This window comes from Nocardia ninae NBRC 108245 (assembly GCF_007990755.1).
Lineage (GTDB): Bacteria > Actinomycetota > Actinomycetes > Mycobacteriales > Mycobacteriaceae > Nocardia > Nocardia ninae.
This window is the reverse complement of sequence record NZ_BJXA01000001.1, coordinates 270,230-294,428: the sequence shown is the minus strand read 5'-3', so window position 1 is coordinate 294,428 and position 24,199 is coordinate 270,230. Positions and strand designations below refer to the sequence as shown.

Below are 24,199 nucleotides of genomic sequence, written 5' to 3'. Positions count from 1 at the left end.
GGTGCCGCAGAGAGAGTCAGCGGCGGACGGGGAGGACCAGTTGGGCGCCGGTGACGGGGTGGTTCAGGACCTCGACGGGGTGTTGGTAGACGCGGGTGAGGAGGTCGGTGGTGAGGACCTGGCGGGGTGGGCCGTCGGCGGCGATGCAGCCGGATTCGAGGACTGCGACGCGGTCGGCGTAGGCGGCGGCGATGCCGAGGTCGTGCAGGACGACCACGACGGCGGTGCCGGTTTCGGCGCGGCTGGTGGCCAGGTGGAGGACGGCTTCCTGGTGGCCGAGGTCGAGGGCGGCGGTGGGTTCGTCGAGGAGCAGGGTGCCGGTGTCTTGGGCGAGGACGCGAGCCAGGGCGACGCGGGCGCGTTCACCGCCGGAGAGGGTCGGAAAAGACCGGGCGGCAAGGTGTTCCACGTCGGCGGCGGCCATGGCGGCGGCGATCCGTTCGTCGTCGAGTTCGCGTCGTTCGGTGCGCAGCCACGGTGCGCGGCCCATTGCGACGACCTCCCGCGCGGTGAACGGGAAACCGACGGTATGGGTTTGGGGGAGCACCGCCCGCCGACGCGCCATGTCCAGCGGCGACCAGTACGTCAGCGCGTGCCCCTCGAGCTCGACCGTCCCCTCGCTCGGCGTCAACTCGCCGGCCAGCGCGGCAAGCAACGTCGATTTGCCTGCCCCGTTGGGCCCCACCAGCGCGACCACTTCACCTGCGACAACATCGAAGTCCACCGCTTCGAGCACCCGCCGCTGCGCACTCTTGTCCCCCCGCCGATCCACACTCACCCCCCGCGCCCGCAAGGTCACCGCACCCTGCTCCGGCACAGCAGGCAACTCATGCGTCCGCGCGAACACTTGCCGAACCCCACTCACGCGCCACCTCCGAACCGCCGGGACGCCACACTCATTCGTATCGAGGCGCACCGGTAGTCACAATGCGCGGCGCCCCACGCCTGGTGCGGAACTGTCGCCGACGATAGGCGCCGCTCGCTGCTCACGCGCCACCTCCGATCCGATCGGCCGCCGCGCTGATCTGTACCGGGCCGCACCGGTGGCAGCGCTGCGGTGCGCCACAAGCCTGCCCAGCAACCATCGCCGGCGATCGGGACCGACGTCGATCCGCGCTGCTCTCGATAGTCGCCCCGCTCATGCAGTTGCGTAGTGCCGCAACCGATTTCGTGCCGCTCTGCGCTGGCCCGCAGTTCACGAAACTCCACCGCGTGCGCGACCATCGCATGCCCGACCACGCGCATCATGCCCACCCACCGGCACGAGCCCGCGTGCGACGCAGCAACCAGAAGAAGAACGGCCCGCCGATGAGCGAGGTGAGCATGCCGAGCGGGAGGTCGGCGTTGCGGACCAGGGAGCGGGCGGCGACGTCGGCGGCGAGTAGGACGACGGCACCGAGGATGGCGCTCAACGGGATCAGTACGCGGTGCGCGGGGCCGACGAGCATGCGGACCAGGTGCGGGACGATGAGGCCGACGAACAGCACGATGCCGGTGAACGCCACGCCCGCGGTGGCGAGGATGGCGACGACCAGAATGACGTTGCGGCGCAAGCGTTCCACGTCGACGCCGAGGTGGCGGGCGGCGGATTCACCGAGCGCGAGCAGGTCGAGCCGTGGCGCGATGAGAATCGCGGCGGTGACGCCGATCGCGGTGAGGGTCGAGACGACGTAAACCGAATCCCACGTCGCGCCGTTGAGGGAACCCAACTGCCAGAACACGATCTGGTCGCGCGCGGCGGGCGTGGCGACGAACAGTAGGAACGCGATCAACCCGCCCGCGAAGGCGTTGATAGCCACACCGGTGAGCACCAAGGTGACCACTTCGGTGCGCCCGTTGGACCGCGCCAGCAGATACACCAGCAGCGTGGTGGCCAACCCCGCAACGAACGCGGCCGCGGCTACCGACCACGCCGCGACGAACGCGCCCCCGATCACGATCATGGTGCCCGCGCCGACCGCGGCACCGGCGGAGACCCCGATAACACCAGGCTCGGCAAGCGGATTGGCGAACACCCCCTGCAACAGACCGCCCGCGGTGGCCAGCGCCGCTCCGACCAGCATGGCCATCAGCACCCGGGGGAATCGCACCTCCCACAGCGTCACCTCACCGGCGGGATGCGCGGGCATCGGCCCCCAGTCCAACCCGATCCGGTGAAACACGCTGCCCGCAACCTCGGCGGGCGTGGTCGGCACCTGCCCGATCGCGGCTGAGGCCAACGCGAGGACGATCAGTCCGACGATCGCGACCGCGAATACCAACGTCGTACGGGAACGTCCGCGCGACTTCGGTGCGGAGGGTGTCACCTGCGGTTCGGTCTCGGTGGTGGCCGTTCCGGTCATGCGGGCCGAGCGCCGTAGACGGCCTCGCTGAGGGCGGCGATCACCCGGCCGGTGTTGGGGCCGAAGCTCAGCACGACCGAGTCGGACATGTCCACCACGCGCTTGTTGCGCCCGGCGGGGGTCTGCGCGATGCCGGGCACCTTCTGCAAACCGTCCACGCCGCCAACGGATTTCAACCCGTCCGACATCACCAGCAGCAGGTCGGGCGCCGCGGCGATCATCGCCTCGCTGGTGATCGTGACGAACGGTTCGGCCAGTGCCGCGCCCGCGTCCTTGGCGCCGAGCGCGGCGATGAGCGAGTCCGCGCCGGACCCAGGTCCGGCGAGCATAGTGATGGCGGTGCTGCGCAGGTAGAGGAACGCGATGGACAGCGGCGGATCCTGCTTGGGCACCGCGGCGGTGGCGGCGTCGATCTCGGCGCGGGTGCGCTGGCCCAGCGCCTTGCCGCGGTCGGGCACGCCGAGCGCGGCGGCGACGGCCTCGATCTGCGGGACCACACCGTCCATGGTGCGCTCGGGATCGAAGAAGACGACGGTGACACCGGCCGCACGCAACTGCTCGCGCAGCGGCGGCGTGACCGAGACGGTGTCGGTCAGGAAGACCGAAGGACGTTGCGCCAGTAGGCCTTCCATGTTCAGCGAACCATTGCCGCCCGCCATGTTGGGTACGTCATGGATGGCGGGAAAGGCGACGCTGCTGCGCCCGACCAGCTTCGATCCCATGCCGAGCGCGTAAACGATCTGCGAGAGGGTGCCGTTGCGATCGACGGCGACGATGCGACTGCTGTCGGTGACGGTGACGTCGGCACCGTCGAACGAGCGCACGGTGACCGGCAGCGTCGGCGTCGGTTCCGGCCCGATCGGCACCGGGTCGAGGCTGTCCAGCGTCGCGGTGGCCGGACCTCGCTGTCCGGTACTCGTCGCGGCGCTGTCGTTGCCACACGCGGCCGAGGCCGCGACCAGCGTGAGCGCGAGCACGGCGAGCGCACAGCGCGACCAGCCGGCTCGGACACCGGCGGTCCACTGCGTTCGGACGGACGGATTTCCGGACGTCACACTCATGAAGGTAAGCCTAAGACGTGTCGTGCAGCGGCACGCATCGGGTCGGCGCCGAGCACCCCGCCGGCTGTGCTGCTCGCGGAAGCCTCGGGAACTTGCGAGAGCCTCGGCGGGTGCGCGGGGGCAGCGAATTGTGCTCGCGCGGGACGCGCCACCGTGTCGGCGGGACGCGCTGCCCGGCCGCCGGGACTACTGTCTGCCGGGCTCAGCGCGATGTCAGGTGCCGAGTCGCTCACTCCGTGCGCGCACTGACATCGTCCAGTGCGGCCGCGATGGCCCGCGGCAGTTCGAGGGTCTCGGCGGCGAGCACACCGGTGAGCTGCCCGATATCGCGGGCACCGACGATCATGCTGGCGACGCCGGGCCGGTCCCGGATCCAGGCCAGCGCGACGGCCAACGGTGAAGTACCTAAACCGTCAGCGGCCGTGACCAAGGCATCGACTACGCGGGTCGCGCGCTCGTCCAGACTGCTGCGGATATCGGCCGCGGTCGCCTCGTCCGCGCCGCGTGAATCCGCCGGGACCCCGTCGCGATACTTGCCGGTGAGAATGCCACCGGCGAGCGGCGCCGAGGCCACCACGCCGACTCCGTGGTGCAGCGCGGCGGGCACGAAATCGGGTTCCGCATCGCGGGCCAGCAGCGAGTAAGGGGTCTGCGCGACGCTGATCGGGGCGATGGCGGCCAAACTCGCCAGCTGCCAGGCGTTGAATCCGCGTACGCCTGCGTAGCGGACCTTCCCGGTGCGCACCGCCTGGTCCAGGGTGGCCGCGACCTCGTCCAGTGGGGTGCGTGGATCCCACACCGCCACGTTCCAGATGTCGAGATGGTCGGTGCCGAATTCGAGCAGCGTCCGGTCGAGCTGGCGCAGCAGCGCGCGCCGGGAATTGTCGATGGTGGTGCGGGTGGTCGCGTCCGGCACGGCCGGTCCCGCGGGGGCGGGCGTGACCCGCGGTGCGATACCCGCGCAGCCGCTGAGCACGAGATCGTCGCGGGAGACGAGATCGCCGAGCAACTCGGCCAGGATCCGTTGCGCGCCGCCACCGGCGTACGCGGGGGAGGTGTCGACCAGCGTGCCGCCCGCTTCGACGAATGCCACCAACTGCACCGATGCCTCGTCGGCATCCGTATGCGAACCCCAGGTATGGGTCGCAAGCCCTATCCGGGACACCCGTAGGCCGCTGCGGCCGACCGTCCGCTGTTCCATCACCGTGTCCGCGCAATCGTCACGGCGCCAAGCCTAGAGCGTGCGCGCGCGTCCGGGCGCCTACCCGCACAGTGGCTCGCGCGTCGCGGGAGCGGCGCACCACCTGTCGCGTGACGGGCGCACTACCTGTCGCGTGACGGGCGCACCACCCGTCGTGTGACGGACGAACCACCGTGCGGGAAGGCCGGTTACCCACTCGGCTGCCGAATTCGCTTCCGGTCGGCAGTGTCGACGATGTCTGGGTGGCAGGTCAGAGATACCTGTGAACCCGCTGCGCGGAGGCGGTGCGGGCATGCCGCCGCGTCCGCGACACTGTACTGTCGCTGCGGGATTGCGCCGGTGCTCACTCGCGTGCGACCCATCTGATGACCAATTGCCCAGGCGGAACAGTTCTTTCGGGCAAGAACACATGGAGGCGGCATGAGACACCAGGAGAGTGCGTGACGGGCGAATCGATGACCTGGGTGCAGGCGCTCGTGCTCGGCCTGGTGCAGGGATTGACGGAGTTCTTGCCGATCTCGTCGTCGGCGCATCTGCGGATCGTGTCGGGGGTGTTCTTCGGTGACGACGCGGGCGCCTCGTTCACCGCCGTCACCCAGCTCGGCACCGAAGCCGCCGTGCTGGTGTATTTCGCCAAGGACATCTGGCGGATCCTGCAGGCCTGGTTCAGCACGGTGCTGCGCAAGCTCACGGTGCGGGAAACGGTGCCGATCACCGATCAGGTCACGACGCGGCTTCCGGTGGTGACGGCGGGGCAGGCCGACCGCTACTTCGACGACGAGCGGCAGCGCGAGCTGGACTACCGGATCGGCTGGTATGTGATCATCGCCACCATCCCGATCGGCGTGCTCGGATTCCTGTTCAAGGATGTGATCCGTACCGCGGCGCGCAATCTGTGGCTGATCTCGTTCATGCTCATCGCGTTCGCGCTGGTGATCGCGGCGGCCGAGTATTACGGGCGCAAGGCGCGTCCGCTGGAGAAGCTCACCACTCGCGACGGCTTGGTGATGGGTTTCGCCCAGTGCCTCGCGCTGATTCCCGGTGTTTCGCGGTCGGGTGCCACGTCGTCGGCCGGTCTGTTCCTCGGGCTGACTCGTGAAGCGTCCGTACGGTTCTCGTTCCTTTTGGCGATTCCCGCGGTCACGGCCTCGGGGCTTTTCAGCATCCCGGATGCGTTCAAACCCGCTGGTGAGGGGCTCAATGCGAGCGGAGCGCAGCTGATCGTGGCGACGTTGCTCGCGTTCGTGGTCGGGTATGCGTCGGTGGCGTGGTTGCTGAAGTTCGTCGCCAAGCATTCGCTGGACTGGTTCGTGGGCTATCGAATCGTGCTGGGTCTGACTGTCATGGGTCTGCTGGCCACAGGTGTCGTGTCGGCCACGTGATCATTTCTGGTGGAGTCGGCGACACGGCTCGGTCTGACCCTTACGGGACTGCCGGCGCCCGGTGGCTCGTCGGCGACATGACTAGGCTGACCGTATGACGGTGATTCTGCTCCGCCACGGAGTCTCCACGTCGAACACCGCCCGCACGCTGGCCGGTCGCAGTACCGGCGTCGAGCTCACCGAGCACGGCGAGGAGCAAGCCAGGGCCGTCGCCGACCGGCTCGCCGGGCTGCCGATCGAACGCATTGTGCACTCTCCGCTGTTGCGCTGTCAGCGAACGGTGGCGCCGCTCGCGGAGAAATTCGGGCTGGAACCGGTGTTCGACGATCGGCTGATCGAGGTCGATTACGGCGAATGGACGGGGCGTCCGATCGCCGAGCTGCTCGCCGAACCGCTGTGGAAAGTGGTGCAGCGGCACGCGTCCGGGGCGGTGTTTCCGGGCGGTGAGGGACTGGCGCAGGTGCAGAGCCGCGCGGTCGCCGCGCTGCGCGAGCACGATCGGGCGTTGGCCGAGCAGCACGGGCAGGACACGCTCTGGGTGGCCTGCACCCACGGTGACGTCATCAAATCGGTACTTGCCGACGCATTGGGTATTCACTTGGACGGGTTCCAGCGCATCGTGGTGGAGCCCGCGTCGATCAGTGTTGTCCGCTATACCGCCACCGCGCCCTACGTGTGGCGGCTCAACGACACCGGTACCGATTTGTCCGCGCTGTCGAATCAGCAACGCCCCGTTCCGGATTCCCGTTCCGACAAGCCCGACGCCGAGGTCGATACCTCCGGTCCCGTTCCCGGCGGCGAGCTAGGTGGTACCGGGAGTGCGGATAATGGGAATGCGGAGCGCTGAGATTCCTTGTACACGGATAGTTGGCGTTGTATCCCAGCGCCGTGGGTAGTCGATCAGGGTCACGTATCAGGAGGTGCATGTGTCACGCGCAATCCATGTATTTCGCACCCCCGATCGTTTCGTCGCCGGGACCGTCGGTGAGCCGGGCGATCGCGCGTTCTATCTGCAGGCCGTTCAGGAACCGCGGGTCGTCAGCGTGCTGCTGGAGAAGCAGCAGGTAAAGGTGCTCGCCGACCGAATGGGTCTGCTGTTGGACGAGGTGGCCCGTCGCTTCGGCGCCGAGGTGCCGCCGCAGGCCGAGGACATCGGCGATACCGCGCCGCTGGTGACGCCGGTGGATGCGGAGTTCCGGGTCGGCACCATGGGGCTCGGCTGGGACGCCGACGCGAACGCGGTGGTGGTGGAGTTACTGGCGATCACCGAGACCGAGGTCGACGAGTCGGTGGTGCTCGACGACACCGAGGAGGGGCCGGACGCGGTGCGCGTGTTCCTCACCCCGATTCAAGCGCGGGAGTTCGCGCTGCGGTCAACGAGGGTGATCGCGGCGGGCCGTCCGCCGTGTCCGCTGTGCGGGGAGCCGCTGTCGTCGCGTGGGCACATGTGCGTGCGCACCAACGGGTACAAACGCGGCGACATCTTCGGCGCCGCCGAGCTAGAGGAGTGATCGGTGACGCGGGCCGGGGACCGGTTCCACAGCGGCGAGCTGACGGTGATCGGTCGGATCAGCACCGCCAGTAACGTGACCGTGGTCTGCGACATCCTCGATGACGGTGAGCCGCCGATCCGGGTGGTCTACAAGCCGGTGCGTGGCGAGCGACCGCTGTGGGACTTTCCCGACGGCACCCTCGCGGGCCGGGAGGTGGCGTCGTATCGGATCTCCGCCGCGCTCGGTTGGGGTGTGATTCCGGAGACGATCCTGCGCGACGGGCCGTACGGGATCGGCATGGTGCAGCGGTGGGTCGACGGCGTGGACAACCACACCGAGCAGGGTGACCGGCTCGACCTGGTCGACCTGTGCCCGCCCGGGGCGGTACCCGAAGGCTTTCGGGAGGTGTTGCGTGCTCAGGACCCCGCAGGCAACGAGGTGTCGCTGATCCACGCCGATGATCCGCGGTTGCAACGGATGGCGGTGCTGGACGTGCTGCTGAACAACGCGGACCGCAAAGGCGGGCACGCGTTGGAGGGGACGGACGGGCAGGTGTACGGGGTCGACCACGGCATTTGCTTGCACACTGAGCACAAATTGCGCACGGTGCTGTGGGGGTGGGCGGGGCAACCGCTCAGTGACGCGCTCGTCGAGGACATCACCGCGTTCGCCAAAGAGCTGCCCGGTGCGGTCGCGGACGAGCTCGCCGGGCATATCACCGATGCCGAGATCGAGGCGCTGATCGATCGCACTCAGGAGCTCGTCGATGATCCGGTGATGCCGACACCCCGGACGTCGCGGCCGATTCCGTGGCCGGCGTTCTGAAACTGGTTGGTGCCGAGTCGGTTCGGGAATGGCAATGAGTGCGAAGGTGCACTGTGTGCTGAACGAGGTGGGTTTCGTTCGGGATCGGCGGGGATTGTGCTTGGGGGTAAACGTGATTCGGTCGCGTGCTGGTGTCCCGCCAGAGTCCGAACCGGGCATCGCTCACCGGTGAGGAACCCGTAAGCCACTAGCGGTCAGCGGTCGGGTCTCGAAGGCCGTTGGGGCGGTGGCACATTTGATGCCGCATTGGGTACGGACTTGCGCACCACGTTCGGGGACTCCGCGCGCCACAGTGGTCGGTAACGTGTTGCTGCCGAGCTGGATCGAGGTCGACGGACCCAAGGGGCAGTCGACGGCGGCGACGCGCCGGCTACTCGATGGTGCACCGTGCCGAGCGCAGTCGATTCGGCACTGCGGGCAGGACTGCACAATGTGCCTAACGTGGGTCGATCTACTCGGAATCCCTCGTTGCCCTCGTGCGGCCGGGACGATATCGTCGGCGGTCGACTCGGTGGCGCGCGGTGCCGCACCGAGGCCGGGAGTGGATCTGCCCACAGCGCCGGGAGCGCCTCGGCCGACAGCAGATTCTGCGAGAGCGAAACCCTTGACATCCCATGATTTGCTGGAAAACGCAGGTCGGGAGTGGCTGGTCAGCGGCTTGCCAGGGCCGCTGGACCGGGGCGGGGAGCGATGCTCTCGACCACACCTTTACCCTCGAATCATGCAGTCCTGGTCCGATACAGCCCTACCCACCATCCCCGGAGCAGGGCCACCGTTGCGGTTGTACGACACCGCCGACCGTCAGGTGCGGCCGGTGACACCCGGTGCCACCGCCACCATGTACGTCTGCGGGATCACCCCTTACGACGCCACCCATCTCGGTCACGCCGCCACTTACCTGACCTTCGATCTGGTCAACCGGCTCTGGCGAGACTCGGGCCACGAGGTGCACTACGTGCAGAACGTGACCGACGTCGACGACCCGCTGTTCGAACGGGCCGAACGCGACGGCATCGACTGGCGCGATCTGGGCACCCGCGAGATCGAACTGTTCCGCGAGGACATGTCGGCGCTGCGCATCGTGCCGCCGCGCGAGTACGTCGGCGCCATCGAATCCGTCGACGAGGTCGTCGAATTCGTGCAGAAGCTGCTGGCCTCCGGCGCCGCCTACACCGTCGACGACGCCGAGTTCCCCGACATCTACTTTCGCGCCGACGCCACCGAGCAGTTCGGCTACGAATCCGGCTACGACCGCGCCACCATGGAGCGCCTGTTCGCCGAACGCGGCGGCGACCCGGACCGTCCCGGCAAGCGCGACACCATCGACGCGCTGCTGTGGCGCGCCGAGCGCCCCGGCGAGCCGTCCTGGCCCGCCCCGTTCGGCGCGGGCCGCCCCGGCTGGCACATCGAATGTTCGGCCATCGCGCTCAACCGCATCGGCGCCGAGTTCGACATCCAGGGTGGGGGCAGCGACCTCATCTACCCGCACCACGAGTACTCCGCCGCGCACGCCGAGTCGCTCATCGCGGGCCGTCGCTTCGCCCGCCACTACGTGCACGCCGGCCTGATCGGGCTGGACGGCGAGAAGATGTCGAAGTCTAAAGGCAACCTCGTGCTGGTCTCCACGCTGCGCCGCAGCGGGGTGGACCCGGCCGCCATCCGCCTCGGGCTGCTGGCAGGGCACTACCGGCAGGATCGGATGTGGACCGACGCGGTGCTCGAGCAGGCGAAGACTCGCCTGGACCAGTGGCGTCGCGCGACCGCCCTCGCCTCAGGGCCCGCGGCCGCCGACACCATCGCGCGTGTCCGTCAGCATCTGGCCGATGATCTCGATACGCTGAAAGCGCTGGATGCGCTGGACAATTGGGCTCGTCAAGCGCTGGATTACGGTGGGACGGATGTCGATGCTCCCGCGTCGATCAAAGCGGCTGTCGACGGCCTGCTCGGCATCAGCCTGTAGTTTTCGCGGATCAGTCACCTCGCGCATTTCCCCATAAAGCGCGGTGGGATGCGCGAGGTGGCCGGCGAAGTGCGGAATGGCGGTCATTTCCGCGACATGATGGCCATTCGCGGTGCCAACGTCGGTCGAGCTGGTCTGCAACGACCCGGCCGATCGTGCGGCATCGGTCGTCAGCTTGGCGGCCCTGGGTTGTCGGGCGTCCAGTCGTCGGCGCCGCCACTCGCCGCGAGCTGACAGCCAATGGCAGTGCCTGTCATGAATACCGCCGCGAGGCCTGGAGTGTCTTGCTCGTCACTGATCGGGACTCGATGGGCTTTCTGCGAGTTACGCTGATCGGCAATGATTTTCGTGGGGCAGACGGCTGTCACCCTGGGTGGGGCAGTCCGCGCAGACGCTGTTGGCGTGGTCGAAGTTCTTCCACGCGGCGGATTCGGTCGAGGCCGCGCGGTTCGTCCTACGGCTGGTCGGTGGCGTGTCACGAGGTCGTCTGGTGCTGGTGTCAGCTCTACGGATCGGTGTGGCGAAGCTTGGTCTGCGGCAGTAGCTAGTGACGCCAGGTGAATCGGGATCGGCAAAGGGGCGGCAGGATGGGCAATCCGTTCGACAGTGCGGCGATCGCTGAGCGTTATGTGCGCGGGCGGCTCTACTACCATCCGCAGGCGCTGCGGATTGCCCTGCGGCAGTTGACGATCGGCCGCGTAGGCGTCGCGGTGGATGTCGCCTGCGGTACCGGACTGTCTACTCGCGCTGTGCTCGACGTGGCAGCGTCGGTCGTCGCCTGCGATGCGTCTGCGGCGATGGTGCGCACCGCTGAACGGCATCCGCGGGCACAATTCGTCACGGCGACAGCCGAACAGCTTCCGTTGAAAGACGGCGTCGCCGAGTTGGCCACTGTCGCTGCGGCATTCCACTGGTTCGACCCGGCGCAGGTGCTCGCCGAGTTGGCCCGGGTGCTGCGGCGCGGCGGTGGGCTCGCCGTCTACAGCGACTACTTCCACGGCCGCCTGGTGGACCGACCCGCGTTCGCGGAGTGGATGCGCGGCGAGTACATGTCCCGATATCCATCGGTACGCCGTCGGCCGCACTTCGATCCCGACGCCGCCACCGCAGCGGGCTTCGGCCCCACCGTCAGTTCCGACCATGAATGGCGAGTTCCGATGACCTGCGAGGCAGCCGCGGGCTATCTCGTGAGTCAAAGCAACACGGCCGCCGCGACCAGCGAGGCGAACCTCCCGGAGCTACAGCACGCGCTCACCGAAGAGATCCGGCCGTTCTTCCCCGAGCACGGTCCTGCCGAAGCCATATTCACTCTCCGGGTCTGCACCACGACGTTGCAGCGCTGAGTGAGCTCGCGGGAGTTCGGCTCACGAGTCATGGCGCTGCCGCAGCCGAATCGTTGTGACGGGAGGGCCTGAAACCAGGCACCTGAAGGCTCGGGCAAGCAAGCCAGCGGCGGTACGCCTTCTCGCTGCTGCGAGTCACCGCTGCTGCGAGCCACCGTCGCTGGCGAGCCGCCGTTGCCGAAGAGTGCCCGGGCGCGTCTGCCGGAAACTGCCCCGGCTTCCGGTAGTGGCTGCGACTACTGCGACGTCCGGTCATCATCGAATTCGATTCTCGGACACGGAGCTACCGCAATGAGGCATGGTGCGTCAGCGAGCGGTTCGCCTGAAATGGTTGCCGGGGGAGGCGTTCCGTGATGTGGTACTGCGGTGTGCAACATTCCTGGGCGGGGCTTGATCGGCCGGCGGACGGTGCTGGGTGGCGTGTTCGGAGCGGGGGTTCTGCTGGCGGCAGGACGGTTGACCGCCGCCGCTGAACCTGCGGCCCCGCAGACGGTGGCCGCTCGGCAGCGGTTCTTCGGAGCCGACACCGTCGACGCGGCAACGGGTGCGGTGCGCGCCGATCGGGTGGTGTTGGCGTGGGTGGGGTGCACGACGTATGCGATGGCCATCGGCGGGTCGGTCTTCCTGCTGGACGCGTGGGTGCCGCGGCTGACCAGCACCGGGTACGTGCCCGCGACTCCGCAGGATTTGGCTGACCTCGCACCCGAGGCGATTTTTATCGGGCACGGGCATTTCGATCACGCAGGTGACGCGGGGCGGATCGCGCAGGCGTCCGGCGCGGTGGTCTACGGGACCGCCGACCACGGGGTGAGTATCCGTGCGCAGGTGAGCGATCCGGCGTTCCGGACCGTCGCACTCGGCGACGCGAACTCGGCACCCGGGGAGCGGCACGACTTCACCGTCGGTGCCGTCGAGGTGACCGCCATCCGGCACGTGCATTCCGCGCCAACCGCCCCGGAACGACCCGGCGGCTCGTCCCCGTTCTTCCCGTTGCCGGACCTCTGTGCCCTCGTGCAACACCCACCGACCCTGGGCGGTGTCTTGCAGAACGTGCCCCGGCTGAACGACCCGGAAGGCGGATCCGTCCTCTACCAATTCCGCGTCCCCGGTTTCTCGCTGGTCTGGCACGACTCCACCGGCCCACTCACCGAGAAAGCCCCGAACGTCTTCGACGTCTTCGCCGCCCTACCCCCGACCGACGTCCAAATCGGCGCAGTCCAAGGCTTCAACCAAATCACCAACGGACTCCGCGACCCCCGCCGCTACATCGAAGCTATCGCCCCCACCCTGTTCGTCCCCACCCACCACGACAACTGGCTCCCCGGCATCACCGCAGGCGCCGCCACCTACGATCCACCCCTGCGCGACGAACTGACCCGAATCCCCACCCCCCACCGCCCCGAACTCCGCTCCCTCTACGACCCGACTGACTACATCCGCCCAGAACGCCTGACTTTCCCGCTATGACGTAGCCCCCCCAACACCTTCGCTGGGCGTATCCGCATCCCTCCACCCCGTCGACTGACAGTGAGTGGCACATGGTTGCGGCAAAGTGCGAGTAGGCCCTCCGTCATGTCCCGTTCAACGATTTCGCGTGCGCCGAACGGGGCGTGGTTGCGGCAGACGTCGAGAAGGCCCTGCGTCATGTCCCGCTCGACGATTCCACATGCGCCGAACGGGACATGGTGGCGAAAACTCCGAAGCAGTCCGCTGTCACGCTGGGCGAATACGTCGTCATGTCCCGGTCGACGAGCCCGACGTGGACGTCCGAAGCCGGATGGGACGTAGCCGGCGGCAAACGGTGAATATCTGCACCGTATGAGGCATGCGGCGCCGAACATCGAATACGGCCGCCGTCATGTCCCCCGGGCAGCACCTCAACCCGGGTGGTGCGCCGTACGGGACATACTGGCGGGAAAATGCGCGGGGGTCCCGCCGTGGTGCGGTCGATGCGAGAGCGCCATGGACACGCAGCGGCCGCCTGGTCACCGCCGCCTCAGCATGCCCGTTCACCGAAGGGGACGTGGTGGCGTGAACGTGCGGGTGGTTCCGCTGTGGTGTCCCGTTGGGTGGTTGCTGGTCTGCTGGGTGGGACGTGGTGGCGTGAACGTGCGGGTGGTTTCGCCGTGGTGTCCCGTTGGGTGGTTGCTGGTCTGCTGGGTGGGACGTGGTGGCGCGACAGTGCGGTTGGTCCCGTTCGGCGACCGATCGTGCGTATCCCTGCTTGGGAAGAAGTGGGCTAGGTGGTGGATTCGGCTGGGGCGGTGGGTTCGTGGACTCCGGGGAGTAGGTCGGGGGTGTACAGGCGGTCGATGTCGGGGGCGTACTTGGCGGCGATGGGTTTGCGGCGGAGTTTCATGGTGAGGGTGATTTCGTCGCCGCCGGGTTCCCAGAAGGCGGGGAGGATGGTGAAGCGCTTGATCTGTTCTACCCGAGACAGTTTGGTGTTGCCGGCTGCGACACCGCGGGCGATCTCGGCGATCACTCCGGGGTCTGCGGCCAGGGCGGCGGCGGAGGCATCGGGTAAATCGTGTTGGGCCGCATAGGGTTCGGCGGTTTCGGCGTCGATGACGATGAGCGCGGTGTTGAACGGACGCTGGTCGCCGACGGTGGCGATGGAGCCGATAAGTGGGGTCGCCGCTTTGATGGCGTTCTCGATGTTGGCCGGGGACATGTTCTTTCCGGCGGAGTTGATGATGAGTTCTTTCTTGCGGTCGACGACGCGTAGGTACCCGTCGGGGTCCTGGGTGAGGATGTCGCCGGTGTGCAGCCAGCCGTCGGCGTCGAGGGCTTCGGCGGTTTTGACCGGCTCTTCGCGGTAGGCGCGCATGATCGAGGGACCGCGGACCAGGAATTCGCCGTCCTCGGCGATGGTGGCCTCGAGGCCCGGTAGCAACTTGCCGACCGTGCCGAGCCGGGCTTCCTCGGGCGGGCTGACGCTGCCGATGCAGGTCACCTCGGACATGCCCCACACTTCGGAGATGGGGATGCCGAGTCCGTAGAAGAAGCCCAACGTCTCCGGCGGGATCGGGGCAGCACCCGACATCGCCCACTTCACCTGGTCGAGACCGAGTTTCGCGCGCAACTTGGACAGCACGGCGGCATCGGCCTTCGCCCACTCGGCGGCCAGCGCGTCGTCGACCGGTTCGCCGGTGAGCCCCGCGCCGGCCTTGCGTGCGGCGACGCCGAGCGCCCACTGCAAGCCGGCACGGGTGGCGTCGTCGGGTTCGTTGGCGACCGCGAATTCCAGTGCGGCTTTGAACTTTTCCCACACGCGGGGGACGGCGCCCCAGATTGTCGGCCTGGCATCGAGCAGCGCGGCGAGCAGTTGGGCGCGGTCGGGCACGACGGTGATCTGGATGCCGAACACCTCCTGCAAGTACAGCGCGGTGAAGCGGTCAGCCATGTGTGCGGTTGGTAGATAAGAGGTTTGGCGGTCGCCGAACTGGACGGGCAGGACCGAGGCGAAGGCATGGGCGTCGAAAAGCAGATTGGCGTGCGTGAGTTCGACGCCCTTCGGATTGCCGGTGGTCCCGGAGGTGTAGCACAGCGTCACGATGTCGTCCGGTTGCACCGCGCGCCAGCTGGCTTCGAAGTCGAAGTTGCTGCGCCCCAACGACTTCAGTTCGTCAACGCTGATCGTTCCGGGCGGCGTGCCGTCCAGGCAGACGATGGTCTCGATCGACACCCCGCACGACCGGATCCGGTCCACGTACTGTGCCTCGCAGATCACCACTCGATTGCCCGCATTGCCGAACACGTAATTCAGTTGCTCGGGCACCAGTGTGTTGTATACGGAAAACGATGTCGCCCCGGCATGCTGCGCGCCCACCTCCAGCGGATAGAACTCGACCCGATTGGCCATCATCAGCGCCACCGTGTCACCGCGGCCGATCCCGAGCGCACTCAATCCCGCCGCGACTTCCCGCACCTGTGCGGCATAGTCCCGCCAGGTCAAACTCTGCGCACCGCCGATCGATCGGACCGCGACCGCGTCGGGATCGATGGCCGCGACCCGCTGAAAAGCGGCACAGGACGTGTTCGGCTCGGTCATGTGCAACCCCGTTCGATCCAGCTGTCTATCTCTCTGAGACGGTAAATGGCGAGAACTGGCACGGGGACGTTTCGAGTGAATTCCGTGTCGACGGGTGAATGCAGCGAGTGGTGTTGCTGCTGAGATGCACGCCACGAGCTCACCTGACATTGCCGCGACCTTGTTCCAGCCTCGGAGACGGCGATTCACGTTAGACACCTACCCCGTAGGGGTATATGGTCGGATGGGTCAACCGCACGCCTCGGCTCGTCCCATCGAGCCGAGCTCTGCGAACGAGGAGTGAGCTACGTGAACCACGACACGCACCGCCGCACCGCAGTTCTCGACGTGCGCGGCGTCCGCTGGGCCAGCCAGGCCAACGTCGTCACCGCCGTACTCCGCCGCAGACCAGGCGTGCTCGACGTGGCCGCCAACCCCACCGCCCAAACCGCCACCGTCTCCTACGACCCCACCCGCACCTCGGTCGCCGAGCTCGCCGACTGGATCCGCGAGTGCGGATACCACTGCGCAGGCCGCTCGGTCCCCACCCACATCTGCGACCCGATGCTCGAACCGGACGCGCGCGGTGACGTGGGGAGCTCCGCCGGTGCTACGCCTGGCTACGCCGCGCAGGAGGTCGGCGATACGCACGGCGATCGTGTTGATCGTGGCAGGCGCGCTCATGACGTCGAACAGCATGAGCGCGCTGGCCGTGCCGACCTCGGCGGGCAAGTAGGGGATGCCGATCGCCGACACGGCGAGAACGGCGGCATTGCCGGCGGCGGCGATCGCGCTGGGCAAGCCGACTGCGTCGACGACGGCGCTAGCGTGAGCCGTGCTGACCACAGCGGACGCGCCGATGGTGCCGCCCGCACCGAGAGCGCCGACCGCACCGAGCGCGGCGAGGATGCCGATCGTGCCGACTGGAGCGACCGCGACCACGCTGACTCCGCTGACTCCGTTGACCGCGTTGCGCGCGCAGACCGCGCAGACCGCGTTGACCGCACCGACGGTGCCGACCGCGCCGACCGCACCGACGGCGCCGACCATGATGGGCACGGCGAGCGCAGGGTGGCTGGTCTCGGCGAGCTGGTTGGCAGCGCTGACCAACTCGCGCATGCCGACCATGCCGACCATGCCGACCATGCCGACCATGCCGACCATGCCGACCATGATGGGCACGCCGACCATGATGGGCACGCTGGTCGTGGGCGGGCGGTCCAGGGAAACACTGGCGGCCACACCGACACTGGCGACCGAGGCGGTCAAGAGCAGGCTGATCACGGCGATCACGGCGATCACGGCGGACACGGCGGACACGGCGGAATGTCCATGGCGGACATGGCCGCCGATATGCGAAACCGGTTCGTTGTCGCGGCCGTGTTCTCCGTACTGGTGATGCTGTGGTCGCCGATGGCTACCGAGATGTTCGGGTGGCATCTGCCGGTGCCGTTCGGGGTGCGGCAGGATATTTGGGCGCTGGTGTTGAGCTTGCCGGTGATCTTCTATTCGTCGGCGATCTTCTTCACCGGCGCGGTGGCGGCGTTGCGTGCGCGGACGTTGGACATGATGGTGTTGGTCGCGGTGGGGATCGGGGCGGGCTGGCTGTATTCGCTGGCGATCACGCTGACCGGCGGCGGTGAGGTGTTCTATGAGGCCTCGACGATGCTGGCAACCTTTGTGCTGCTCGGTCATTGGTTCGAGATGCGGGCGCGCGGCGGGGCCAACGACGCCATCCGCGCACTGCTGGATCTGGCGCCGCCCAAGGCGGAGGTGATCCGCGACGGCGTGCCGGTCGAGGTGCCTACCGCCGAGGTGGTGGTCGGTGACCTGCTGCTGGTGCGGCCCGGCGCGAAGATCGCCGTCGACGGCGTGGTCGAGGAGGGCGACAGCGAGGTCGACGAGTCGATGGTGACCGGCGAAAGTATGCCGGTCCACAAGGAGTCGGGTTCGACGGTGATCGGTGCGTCGTTGAACACGAACGGCACGTTGCGAGTCCGCGCGACCAAGGTCGGCGCCGACACCGCGCTGGCGCAGATCGTGGAACTGGTTCAGCAGGCACAGAATTCGAAGGCGCCGGGGCAAAAACTCGCGGACCGCGCGGCGTTCTGGCTGGTACTGGTCGCCGTGTTCGGCGGCGCATTGACGTTCACGGTGTGGCTGCTCGTCGGTGCGTCCTTCGCGAAGGCGATGCTGTTCGCGATCACTGTCGTGGTGATCACCTGCCCTGACGCCCTGGGCCTCGCCACTCCCACCGCGATCATGGTCGGCACCGGCCTCGGCGCGAAACGTGGTGTGCTGTTCAAGAATGCGCTGGCGCTGGAGTCCGCGGCGCGCATCCGAACGGTGGTGATGGACAAGACCGGCACCCTGACCAAGGGCGAGCCCGAAGTCGCCGATGTAGTTACCGCCGAAGGGTATTCAGCCGAGCAGGTGTTGCGGCTGGTCGCCGCCGTCGAGCGTGAATCCGAACATCCGCTTGCCGCGGCGATCGTCCGGCACGCCGAAATCCGCAGCGTCGCAATGGAGACCGCGGGCAAGTTCGAGAATGTTCCGGGTCACGGCGCCGTCGCCGAGGTGGACGGACATCGGGTAGTGGTCGGCAACCGCCGGTTGTTCGACCGTGAAGGTATCGACATCGGATCGCTCGCCTCGGAACGTGATCGGCTGACAGACTCGGGACATACCGCGGTCCTCGCCGCGATCGACGGCACGGCGAGCGCTGTCATCGCCCTTGCCGACGCACCCCGCGAAACCTCCGCGGCCGCGGTCGCTGAGCTGCACGACCTGGGTGTCGAGGTGGTGATGCTGACCGGTGACAATCGCGCGACCGCCGAACGCATCGCCGCCGACCTCGGTATCGACACCGTGATCGCGGAGGTCCTGCCGAAGGACAAGGCCGCGAAAGTCGCTGAGCTGCAACGTGATGGACGGAAAGTCGCGATGGTCGGGGACGGCGTCAACGATGCTCCCGCGTTGGCGGGTGCCGATCTCGGTATCGCTATCGGCGCCGGAACAGATGTCGCCATCGAAACCGCCGACCTGGTCCTGATGCGCTCCGACCCGCTCGACGTACCGACCGCCCTGCGGATCGGACGGGGCACGCTGCGCAAGATGCACCAAAACCTGGCCTGGGCAGTCGGTTACAACACCATCGCGCTGCCCATCGCCGCAGGCGTGTTCGTTCCCGCGTTCGGCTTCACGCTGCGGCCCGAGATCGCCGCCATGTCGATGTCGGGATCCAGCATCATCGTCGCTCTGAATGCGCTGTCGCTCAAACGGCTTCGCCTTCCGAGACAAGCATCGAGTGCGTCCGCACGCGAGACCACCGAGCAGCACCCCGCGCTCCACTGACGACCGGCATTGGTATCTGATCCGGCGAGCCTGGCTGCTCCCGCTGTCGCTCGCGGTGGTGAGCGTTTCGATCGCGGCAGCGGGGTAGGCTGACCGGCCGCGCAGGAGCGCCGTGGTCGTGGGCGCATCCCTGCGCATTCGATAGGCTGCATGCGCCAGTTGCTATGGGCGGACCACTGGCAACGCGTGACCATGCACGGCGCTGGCCATCACCCACGCCTTCGCGAGTTACCGCCTCCTTTCCCGGCCCGCCCTGTACATGTCTGAGACACTGACCTACATTCGATGGCCATGGACACGATTGAGCTCACCGCACCGGATGGACGGCTCGAGGCAATCCTGGCGCGGCCGTCCGGTGCTGGGCCGTGGCCCGGGGTTGTCGTAATCCACGATGGGGTGGGATTCGGTGCGGATTTGCGACGGACCGTGCGCATGCTGGCCGACTACGGATATCTGGTCATCGCGCCGAACTTGTTCTCCCGTGGTCGGGTGCGCTGCATCCGGACGATCTATCGAGCCTTGGTGTTCAGCGGAGACGGCCCGCCGGTGCGTGATGTCCTGGCCGCGCGCGACCGGTTGGTCGCTGAACCCGGCTGCACCGGCCGCACCGCCGTGGTCGGGTTCTGCATGGGCGGTGGTTTCGCATTGCTGGTCGCGCCGAAGGGTTTCGACGCCGCCGCGCCGTTCTACCCGAGCCTGTACGGCGACTACCGCGCCATGCTCGAGGGCTCGTGCCCGGTGGTCGCCAGCTACGCACAGCGCGACCCGATCCTGATCGGCGCGCCTCGCAAACTGGACGAAGCGTTGACCGAGCTCGGCGTGGAGCACGACATCAAGGTCTATCCGAAGGTGACCCACGCCTTCGCCAACCTCACACCCGCCGACCCGGTCCTGCGCGTCACCGGTCTGGGCTACAACGAGGATGCGACGCGCGATGCGTGGCAGCGCATCTTCAGCTTTTTCGACACCCACCTCAATGGGGCAGAGAAGGCCTGATGCCGGTGATCTGTTGATCGCGCTGCGGGTAAGCCTCGCCGATCGCGTCGTGCTCTGGGGTGCCGGTCGCGAGACGGGGCGCTTACTCGCCGCGCCACTGTGGGGCGCGCTTCTCGGCGAACGCGCGGGGACCTTCGAGGGCATCCTTGCTGACGAACACCGGACCGGCTTCCGCCATACTCATCTCCCAGATCGGCGTATCCCAGTCCGAGCCGAACTCGTTGACGCGGTGCATGATTCGCTTGGAGGCGCGCACCGACAGCGGTGCGTTCGCCGCGATGGTTTCGGCGAGCCGCAGCGCGGTGGGCAGCACCTGATCGGCGGGCACCACGCGGTTGACCAACCCCCAGTGCGCCGCGCTCGCGGCATCGATCGGTGTGCCTGTCAACGCCATCTCCAGCGCGATCTTCGGTGGCACCGCCCGCGGCAGCCGCAGCAATCCGCCTGCCGCGGCGACCAATCCGCGCGTCACCTCCGGCAAGCCGAGCGAGGCATCCTCGCTCATCACCGCGAGGTCACTGGCCAGCACGATCTCGGTGCCGCCACCGAGCGCGAACCCGTTGACCGCCGCGATCAGCGGCTTGTCCACGAAATGCTGTACCAACCCGGCGAATCCGTACTCCGGATGCGCCGGATCGTGAATCCCGTTGCCGCGCGCCAACTCTTTGAGGTCGGCTCCGGCACAGAAAGCGCGCCCGGCTCCGGTGATCACGCCGACTCGCAGTTCCGGGTCGGCGGCGAGCTCGTCCAGCGCGGCACCTACCGCACTCGACAACGCGGCATTCACCGCGTTCATCGCCTCGGGGCGATTGAGGGTGATAACGGCGATGTGCCCGTGGCGTTCCAGCGTGGCTGCGGCGGTCAAAGTGCCCTCCTTCAGAAGATCACTCGAACCTACCGGGACAGTGCTGCGGTGCGGGTCGAGATCCCGGTCAGCGGACGGCCGGTGGGACGCACCAGGCTCAGCTCCGGCCGATCGAGGTGGTGCCCTCGTGGGCCGCAGCGAACTGTTCGCAGAACTCTTGCGACGATCGAACGCACTTTCTGGTGTCACCGAGTCGAACCCCTTGGCCGGTTCGATGTGCGGGATGGCCCGGGCCGCCAAGTGATTGGTTGACGCCGCCCGGCGGTGCTGTGGAGGCGAGGTCGTGGGCGGCAGGTCGGCCTGGCGCCTCATCGGCGTGACGAGGCGGTGCAACCTGATCGGCCCGGCGGCGCGTGCGGCTGTGTCGGTGTGGCGGCGGGACCGACCCGTGTCGGTGGGGCGGCGGTGACAGGACCGTGTCGGTGTGGCGGCGGTGACAGGACCGTGTCGGTGTGGCGGCGGTGACCGACCCGTGTCGGTGTGGTGGTGACGATGCAAATGTTCGCCGCGGGACCGCCCAGCGTGCTCTGGACCACCGCGGCGCGCGGTACGTAATGATCTGCTCGCGTCGCACCCTCGTGCAAGACTTGGCCCGTGAGTGGGCCGAGCGAAGACATTCAGCACAAGACCAGCAAGGGTCGCGACCAGACCGACAAGACCAGCGGGAGCCACGCGGTACCGGATCGCGGCGACGTGATCGGGTCCGGCATCATGTGGCTCGCGAAATGGGCGTTGTGCATTGTCGCGATCGCCGCGGGCGCGTGGGTGCTGATGTACATCTTCGCGAAACTGTGGGTGGTCCTGCTGCCGGTGGCGCTCGCGATTGTCATCGCGACCGTGCTGTGGCCGCCCACCCGATGGCTTACGCGAAAAGGTTTGCGGCCGGCCTTGGCGGCGACCATCACGATGGTCGCGTTCGTCGGCGTGCTGGCCGGCGTGATCGCGTTGATCGTGCCGTCGGTGGTGGACCAGGCCCCGGACCTTGCGGACAAGTCCACCGAGGGCGTGAATACGGTGCGCGATTGGATGCAGGGACCGCCGCTGCGGATTCGCGATGAGCAACTCGATTCAGCGGTCGACGCGATCGTGTCCCGGTTGCAGTCCAGTGCCGCGCAGATCGCGGGCGGTGTGTTCAGCGGTGTGTCCACTGCGACGTCGGCGATCGTCACCCTGTTCCTCGTGCTCGTGCTGAGCTTCTTCTTCGTCAAGGACGGGCCGCGGTTGCTGCCCTGGCTGCACGCCGTGCTCGGCAGCCGTAGCGGCCGTCACGTCGAAGAGGTGCTGAATCGGGCATGGGGCACGCTCGGCGGTTTCATCCGCACCCAGGCGCTGGTCAGTTTGATCGATGCGGTGTTCATCGGTGCGGGGCTGGTGATCCTGGGGGTGCCGCTGGCGCTGGTGCTCGCGGTGCTCACCTTTATCGGTGGTTTCGTCCCGATCGTGGGTGCGTTCGTGGCCGGTGCGCTCGCGGTGCTCGTCGCGCTGGTCGGCAATGGTTTCACGACCGCGTTGATCGTGCTGGGCATCATCATCGCGGTGCAGCAGCTGGAGGGCAATGTGCTGCAACCGGTGTTGCAGAGCCGGAGCATGCAGTTGCACGCGGTGGTGGTGCTGCTCGCGGTCACCGCGGGTGGGTCGATCTACGGCATCGTCGGCGCGTTCCTCGCCGTCCCGGTGGTGGCGGTGATCGCGGTGGTGGTCCGCTACATCGGGGAGCAGATCGATGTGGTCACCGCCGCGCCACCGGAGTCCGACGACGAGGTTCAGCCCGCGACGGAGTAGTTCACTCGGACTGGCGGGCAGCCAGCAGCGCGGTGACCGCGCCGGCGAACATGGTGTTCTTGATGGCGCCGAGGGTGCCGGGATCTTTGCCGCCGAGCGGGGCGAGCAGTGCCAGCGCGGTGTCGGTGATCGCGCCCTCGGCGGCGGTGGCGTCGACGATATCGACTGCGAGAGCGTCGGTTCCGCCGAAGCGGCGGCCCGTCGTCATCGAGGCGACAGCGGTCTTCGGGGTGAGCTTGGCTTGGATGAGCGCGGCCATGCCCTCGGTGAACGGGATACGGATGTCCACCTCTGGGAAGCAGAAGTAGCCGCGGTCGGCGCGCATGACGCGGTAGTCGTGGGCGATCGCCAGCATGGAGCCCGCGCCGAATGCGTGACCCGGGAGTGCTGCGACGGTGGGCACCGGCAGGGTGAGCACACGCGCGAACAGTGCTTGGACTGCACCGACGTACCACTGGGTGCGGTCGCCATTGGCGCCGAGCCAGTCGAGGTCGAGGCCGTTGGAATAGAACTTGCCGCCGGCGGTGGTGATGAGGCCCTGTGCGCCGTCAGCGAGGACGGTGTCGAGTTGGGCGTTGACAGCTTCGAGAAATGCTGGCGAGAAACGGTTTTCGTCGTCTCCGAGGTCGAGGACGGCGATCTTGTCGTGGTAGCTGAGGGTCGGCATGGGGTTCCTTGTGTCGTGCGGTTCGGGACTTTGGTGAGACTGCTTGCTGTCATGGTGGTGGGCCTATATCCAAGACCGCACGCACCGCCGCGCGAAGGTGCTCGCGCGCCAGGGGATTGGCGATCCTGTTGCGGCGCAGCAGGATCGCGGTGGGTAGGTCGACCATGCACACGGTGAGTACGTCGACCGCGCGGCCGTCGCCGCGACCCCATAGATGCCGGGACAGCCGAATCAGTAACTCCACCAACACTTTGTCGGTGTCCGCGAGTTCGATGGCGATAGCGTCGGGGACGTCACCGAGCAGTTCGTCGCGCTCGATGGTGAGTAGTAGCCGTGACGAGGTCGGGAACTTCTCGGCGAACACCACGGGTGCTTCGGCGGCGGCGATCACCGCGTCGATGCCGTCCTGCTGATCCGGTCCGTCCAGCGCGGCGTCGACCAGTTCGGACTGCAAGGCCAAGAAACGGTGTGCGGCGCGTAACCAGGTGCGGCCGAGCAGCTCCGCGCGCGAACCGAAGGTGTGGTAAATCGCGCCGTTGGATACGCCGGTCGCCGCCGCGACGGCGCGGGTGGTGACCGCGGCCGGGCCTGACCGCACGGCCAGTGACTCCGCGGCATCGAGCACGATGTCGGGGTCGTGGGTGCGGGGGCGAGGCATGCCGGTCACTATAACAGAGCGTTTGCTCTGTTATGCACGAGCACTGCATGCTTCTCCTTGTCAGGGTTGGGGCGGTAGCGATGGCTGGGCGGCCCGCGGATGTACGGGTATGTTTTGCGGGCTTCGATTCCACACGCGCACTAGGTATTTCGCCCGGTAACAGGTACTTGGGGTCGCTTGAACGGCACAGTAGCGGCTTGGTTATCCTCGTACGAGCCGGCGAGACAATGGGGTACT

The 24,199-nt window shown here is 67.6% G+C and carries 17 protein-coding genes and 2 pseudogenes; 11 read left to right on the top strand and 8 right to left on the bottom strand.

Translation table 11 applies throughout. The annotated features are described in order from the left end of the window. Nucleotides 1–16: 16 nt before the first annotated feature. The 4 genes from NN4_RS01390 to NN4_RS01375 all read right to left on the bottom strand — a co-directional run bounded on the left by NN4_RS01390 (nt 17) and on the right by NN4_RS01375 (nt 4,604). On the bottom strand, nt 17–865 hold the full coding sequence (locus NN4_RS01390) for a heme ABC transporter ATP-binding protein (RefSeq protein WP_147128074.1): 849 nt from the start codon (nt 863–865) through the stop codon (nt 17–19). Between the two features lie 379 nt (nt 866–1,244). Further along, nucleotides 1,245–2,342 (bottom strand): FecCD family ABC transporter permease, encoded by a 1,098-nt coding sequence (locus NN4_RS01385; RefSeq protein ID WP_246180638.1) that lies wholly within the window; start codon nt 2,340–2,342, stop codon nt 1,245–1,247. After that, nucleotides 2,339–3,403, bottom strand: coding sequence for a heme/hemin ABC transporter substrate-binding protein (locus NN4_RS01380; protein WP_147128073.1), 1,065 nt, complete (start codon nt 3,401–3,403; stop codon nt 2,339–2,341). The genes NN4_RS01385 and NN4_RS01380 overlap by 4 nt, the downstream gene beginning before the upstream one ends. Before the next feature lie 229 nt (nt 3,404–3,632). Continuing rightward, the gene (locus NN4_RS01375) at nt 3,633–4,604 is read right to left on the bottom strand and encodes an aldo/keto reductase (protein ID WP_147128072.1); all 972 of its coding nucleotides are present in this window, start codon (nt 4,602–4,604) and stop codon (nt 3,633–3,635) included. Between the two features lie 455 nt (nt 4,605–5,059). Between NN4_RS01375 and NN4_RS01370 the strand changes: the two genes are divergently transcribed. The 7 genes from NN4_RS01370 (at nt 5,060) to NN4_RS01340 (ending at nt 13,074) form a co-directional block, all read left to right on the top strand. After that, entirely contained in the window at nt 5,060–5,986 is a 927-nt protein-coding gene (locus tag NN4_RS01370) for an undecaprenyl-diphosphate phosphatase (protein ID WP_107656763.1), read from the top strand. A gap of 94 nt (nt 5,987–6,080) precedes the next feature. Continuing rightward, nucleotides 6,081–6,833 carry a histidine phosphatase family protein gene (locus NN4_RS01365; RefSeq protein WP_147128071.1) on the top strand — a complete coding sequence of 251 codons (753 nt, stop codon included), beginning with the start codon at nt 6,081–6,083 and terminating at the stop codon, nt 6,831–6,833. 79 nt (nt 6,834–6,912) lie between these two features. Further along, nucleotides 6,913–7,497 carry a DUF3090 domain-containing protein gene (locus NN4_RS01360; protein WP_107656761.1) on the top strand — a complete coding sequence of 195 codons (585 nt, stop codon included), beginning with the start codon at nt 6,913–6,915 and terminating at the stop codon, nt 7,495–7,497. Between the two features lie 3 nt (nt 7,498–7,500). After that, complete coding sequence (locus NN4_RS01355; protein ID WP_147128070.1) at nt 7,501–8,304, top strand: SCO1664 family protein; 804 nt, start codon at nt 7,501–7,503, stop codon at nt 8,302–8,304. A gap of 721 nt (nt 8,305–9,025) precedes the next feature. Continuing rightward, nucleotides 9,026–10,264, top strand: a complete 1,239-nt coding sequence (mshC, locus tag NN4_RS01350) for a cysteine--1-D-myo-inosityl 2-amino-2-deoxy-alpha-D-glucopyranoside ligase (RefSeq protein ID WP_147128069.1) — start codon at nt 9,026–9,028, stop codon at nt 10,262–10,264. A gap of 587 nt (nt 10,265–10,851) precedes the next feature. Next, a complete protein-coding gene (locus NN4_RS01345) occupies nt 10,852–11,607 on the top strand; it encodes a class I SAM-dependent methyltransferase (RefSeq protein ID WP_147128068.1) in 756 nt (251 codons plus the stop codon). A gap of 366 nt (nt 11,608–11,973) precedes the next feature. Then, nucleotides 11,974–13,074: an MBL fold metallo-hydrolase gene (locus NN4_RS01340; RefSeq protein ID WP_246180637.1), complete on the top strand. Its 1,101-nt coding sequence runs from the start codon at nt 11,974–11,976 to the stop codon at nt 13,072–13,074. Nucleotides 13,075–13,846: 772 nt separating this feature from the next. On the opposite strand, the gene fadD11 is transcribed toward NN4_RS01340, so the two are convergent. Continuing rightward, nucleotides 13,847–15,661, bottom strand: coding sequence for a fatty acid--CoA ligase FadD11 (fadD11, locus tag NN4_RS01335; RefSeq protein ID WP_147128067.1), 1,815 nt, complete (start codon nt 15,659–15,661; stop codon nt 13,847–13,849). 279 nt (nt 15,662–15,940) lie between these two features. Between fadD11 and NN4_RS46745 the strand changes: the two are divergent. From NN4_RS46745 to NN4_RS01320, 3 genes and pseudogenes are all read left to right on the top strand, one after another. Beyond that, nucleotides 15,941–16,105 (top strand): annotated as a pseudogene (locus tag NN4_RS46745) (heavy-metal-associated domain-containing protein); the annotation flags it as partial. Nucleotides 16,106–16,756: 651 nt separating this feature from the next. After that, a pseudogene (locus NN4_RS01325) lies at nt 16,757–18,994 on the top strand (heavy metal translocating P-type ATPase); the annotation flags it as partial. A 291-nt stretch (nt 18,995–19,285) separates the two neighbouring features. Continuing rightward, nucleotides 19,286–19,990, top strand: coding sequence for a dienelactone hydrolase family protein (locus NN4_RS01320; RefSeq protein WP_147128066.1), 705 nt, complete (start codon nt 19,286–19,288; stop codon nt 19,988–19,990). Between the two features lie 82 nt (nt 19,991–20,072). Here NN4_RS01320 and NN4_RS01315 read toward each other — a convergent pair whose 3' ends face one another. After that, nucleotides 20,073–20,855 carry a crotonase/enoyl-CoA hydratase family protein gene (locus NN4_RS01315; protein WP_147128065.1) on the bottom strand — a complete coding sequence of 261 codons (783 nt, stop codon included), beginning with the start codon at nt 20,853–20,855 and terminating at the stop codon, nt 20,073–20,075. Nucleotides 20,856–21,449: 594 nt separating this feature from the next. Here NN4_RS01315 and NN4_RS01310 point away from each other — a divergent pair. Further along, nucleotides 21,450–22,637: an AI-2E family transporter gene (locus NN4_RS01310; RefSeq protein ID WP_371865608.1), complete on the top strand. Its 1,188-nt coding sequence runs from the start codon at nt 21,450–21,452 to the stop codon at nt 22,635–22,637. 1 nt (nt 22,638) lies between these two features. Here NN4_RS01310 and NN4_RS01305 read toward each other — a convergent pair whose 3' ends face one another. Both NN4_RS01305 and NN4_RS01300 read right to left on the bottom strand, forming a co-directional pair. Next, nucleotides 22,639–23,304, bottom strand: coding sequence for an enoyl-CoA hydratase-related protein (locus NN4_RS01305; RefSeq protein WP_147128064.1), 666 nt, complete (start codon nt 23,302–23,304; stop codon nt 22,639–22,641). Nucleotides 23,305–23,353: 49 nt separating this feature from the next. Beyond that, complete coding sequence (locus tag NN4_RS01300) at nt 23,354–23,962, bottom strand: TetR family transcriptional regulator (protein WP_147128063.1); 609 nt, start codon at nt 23,960–23,962, stop codon at nt 23,354–23,356. Nucleotides 23,963–24,199 lie beyond the last annotated feature (237 nt).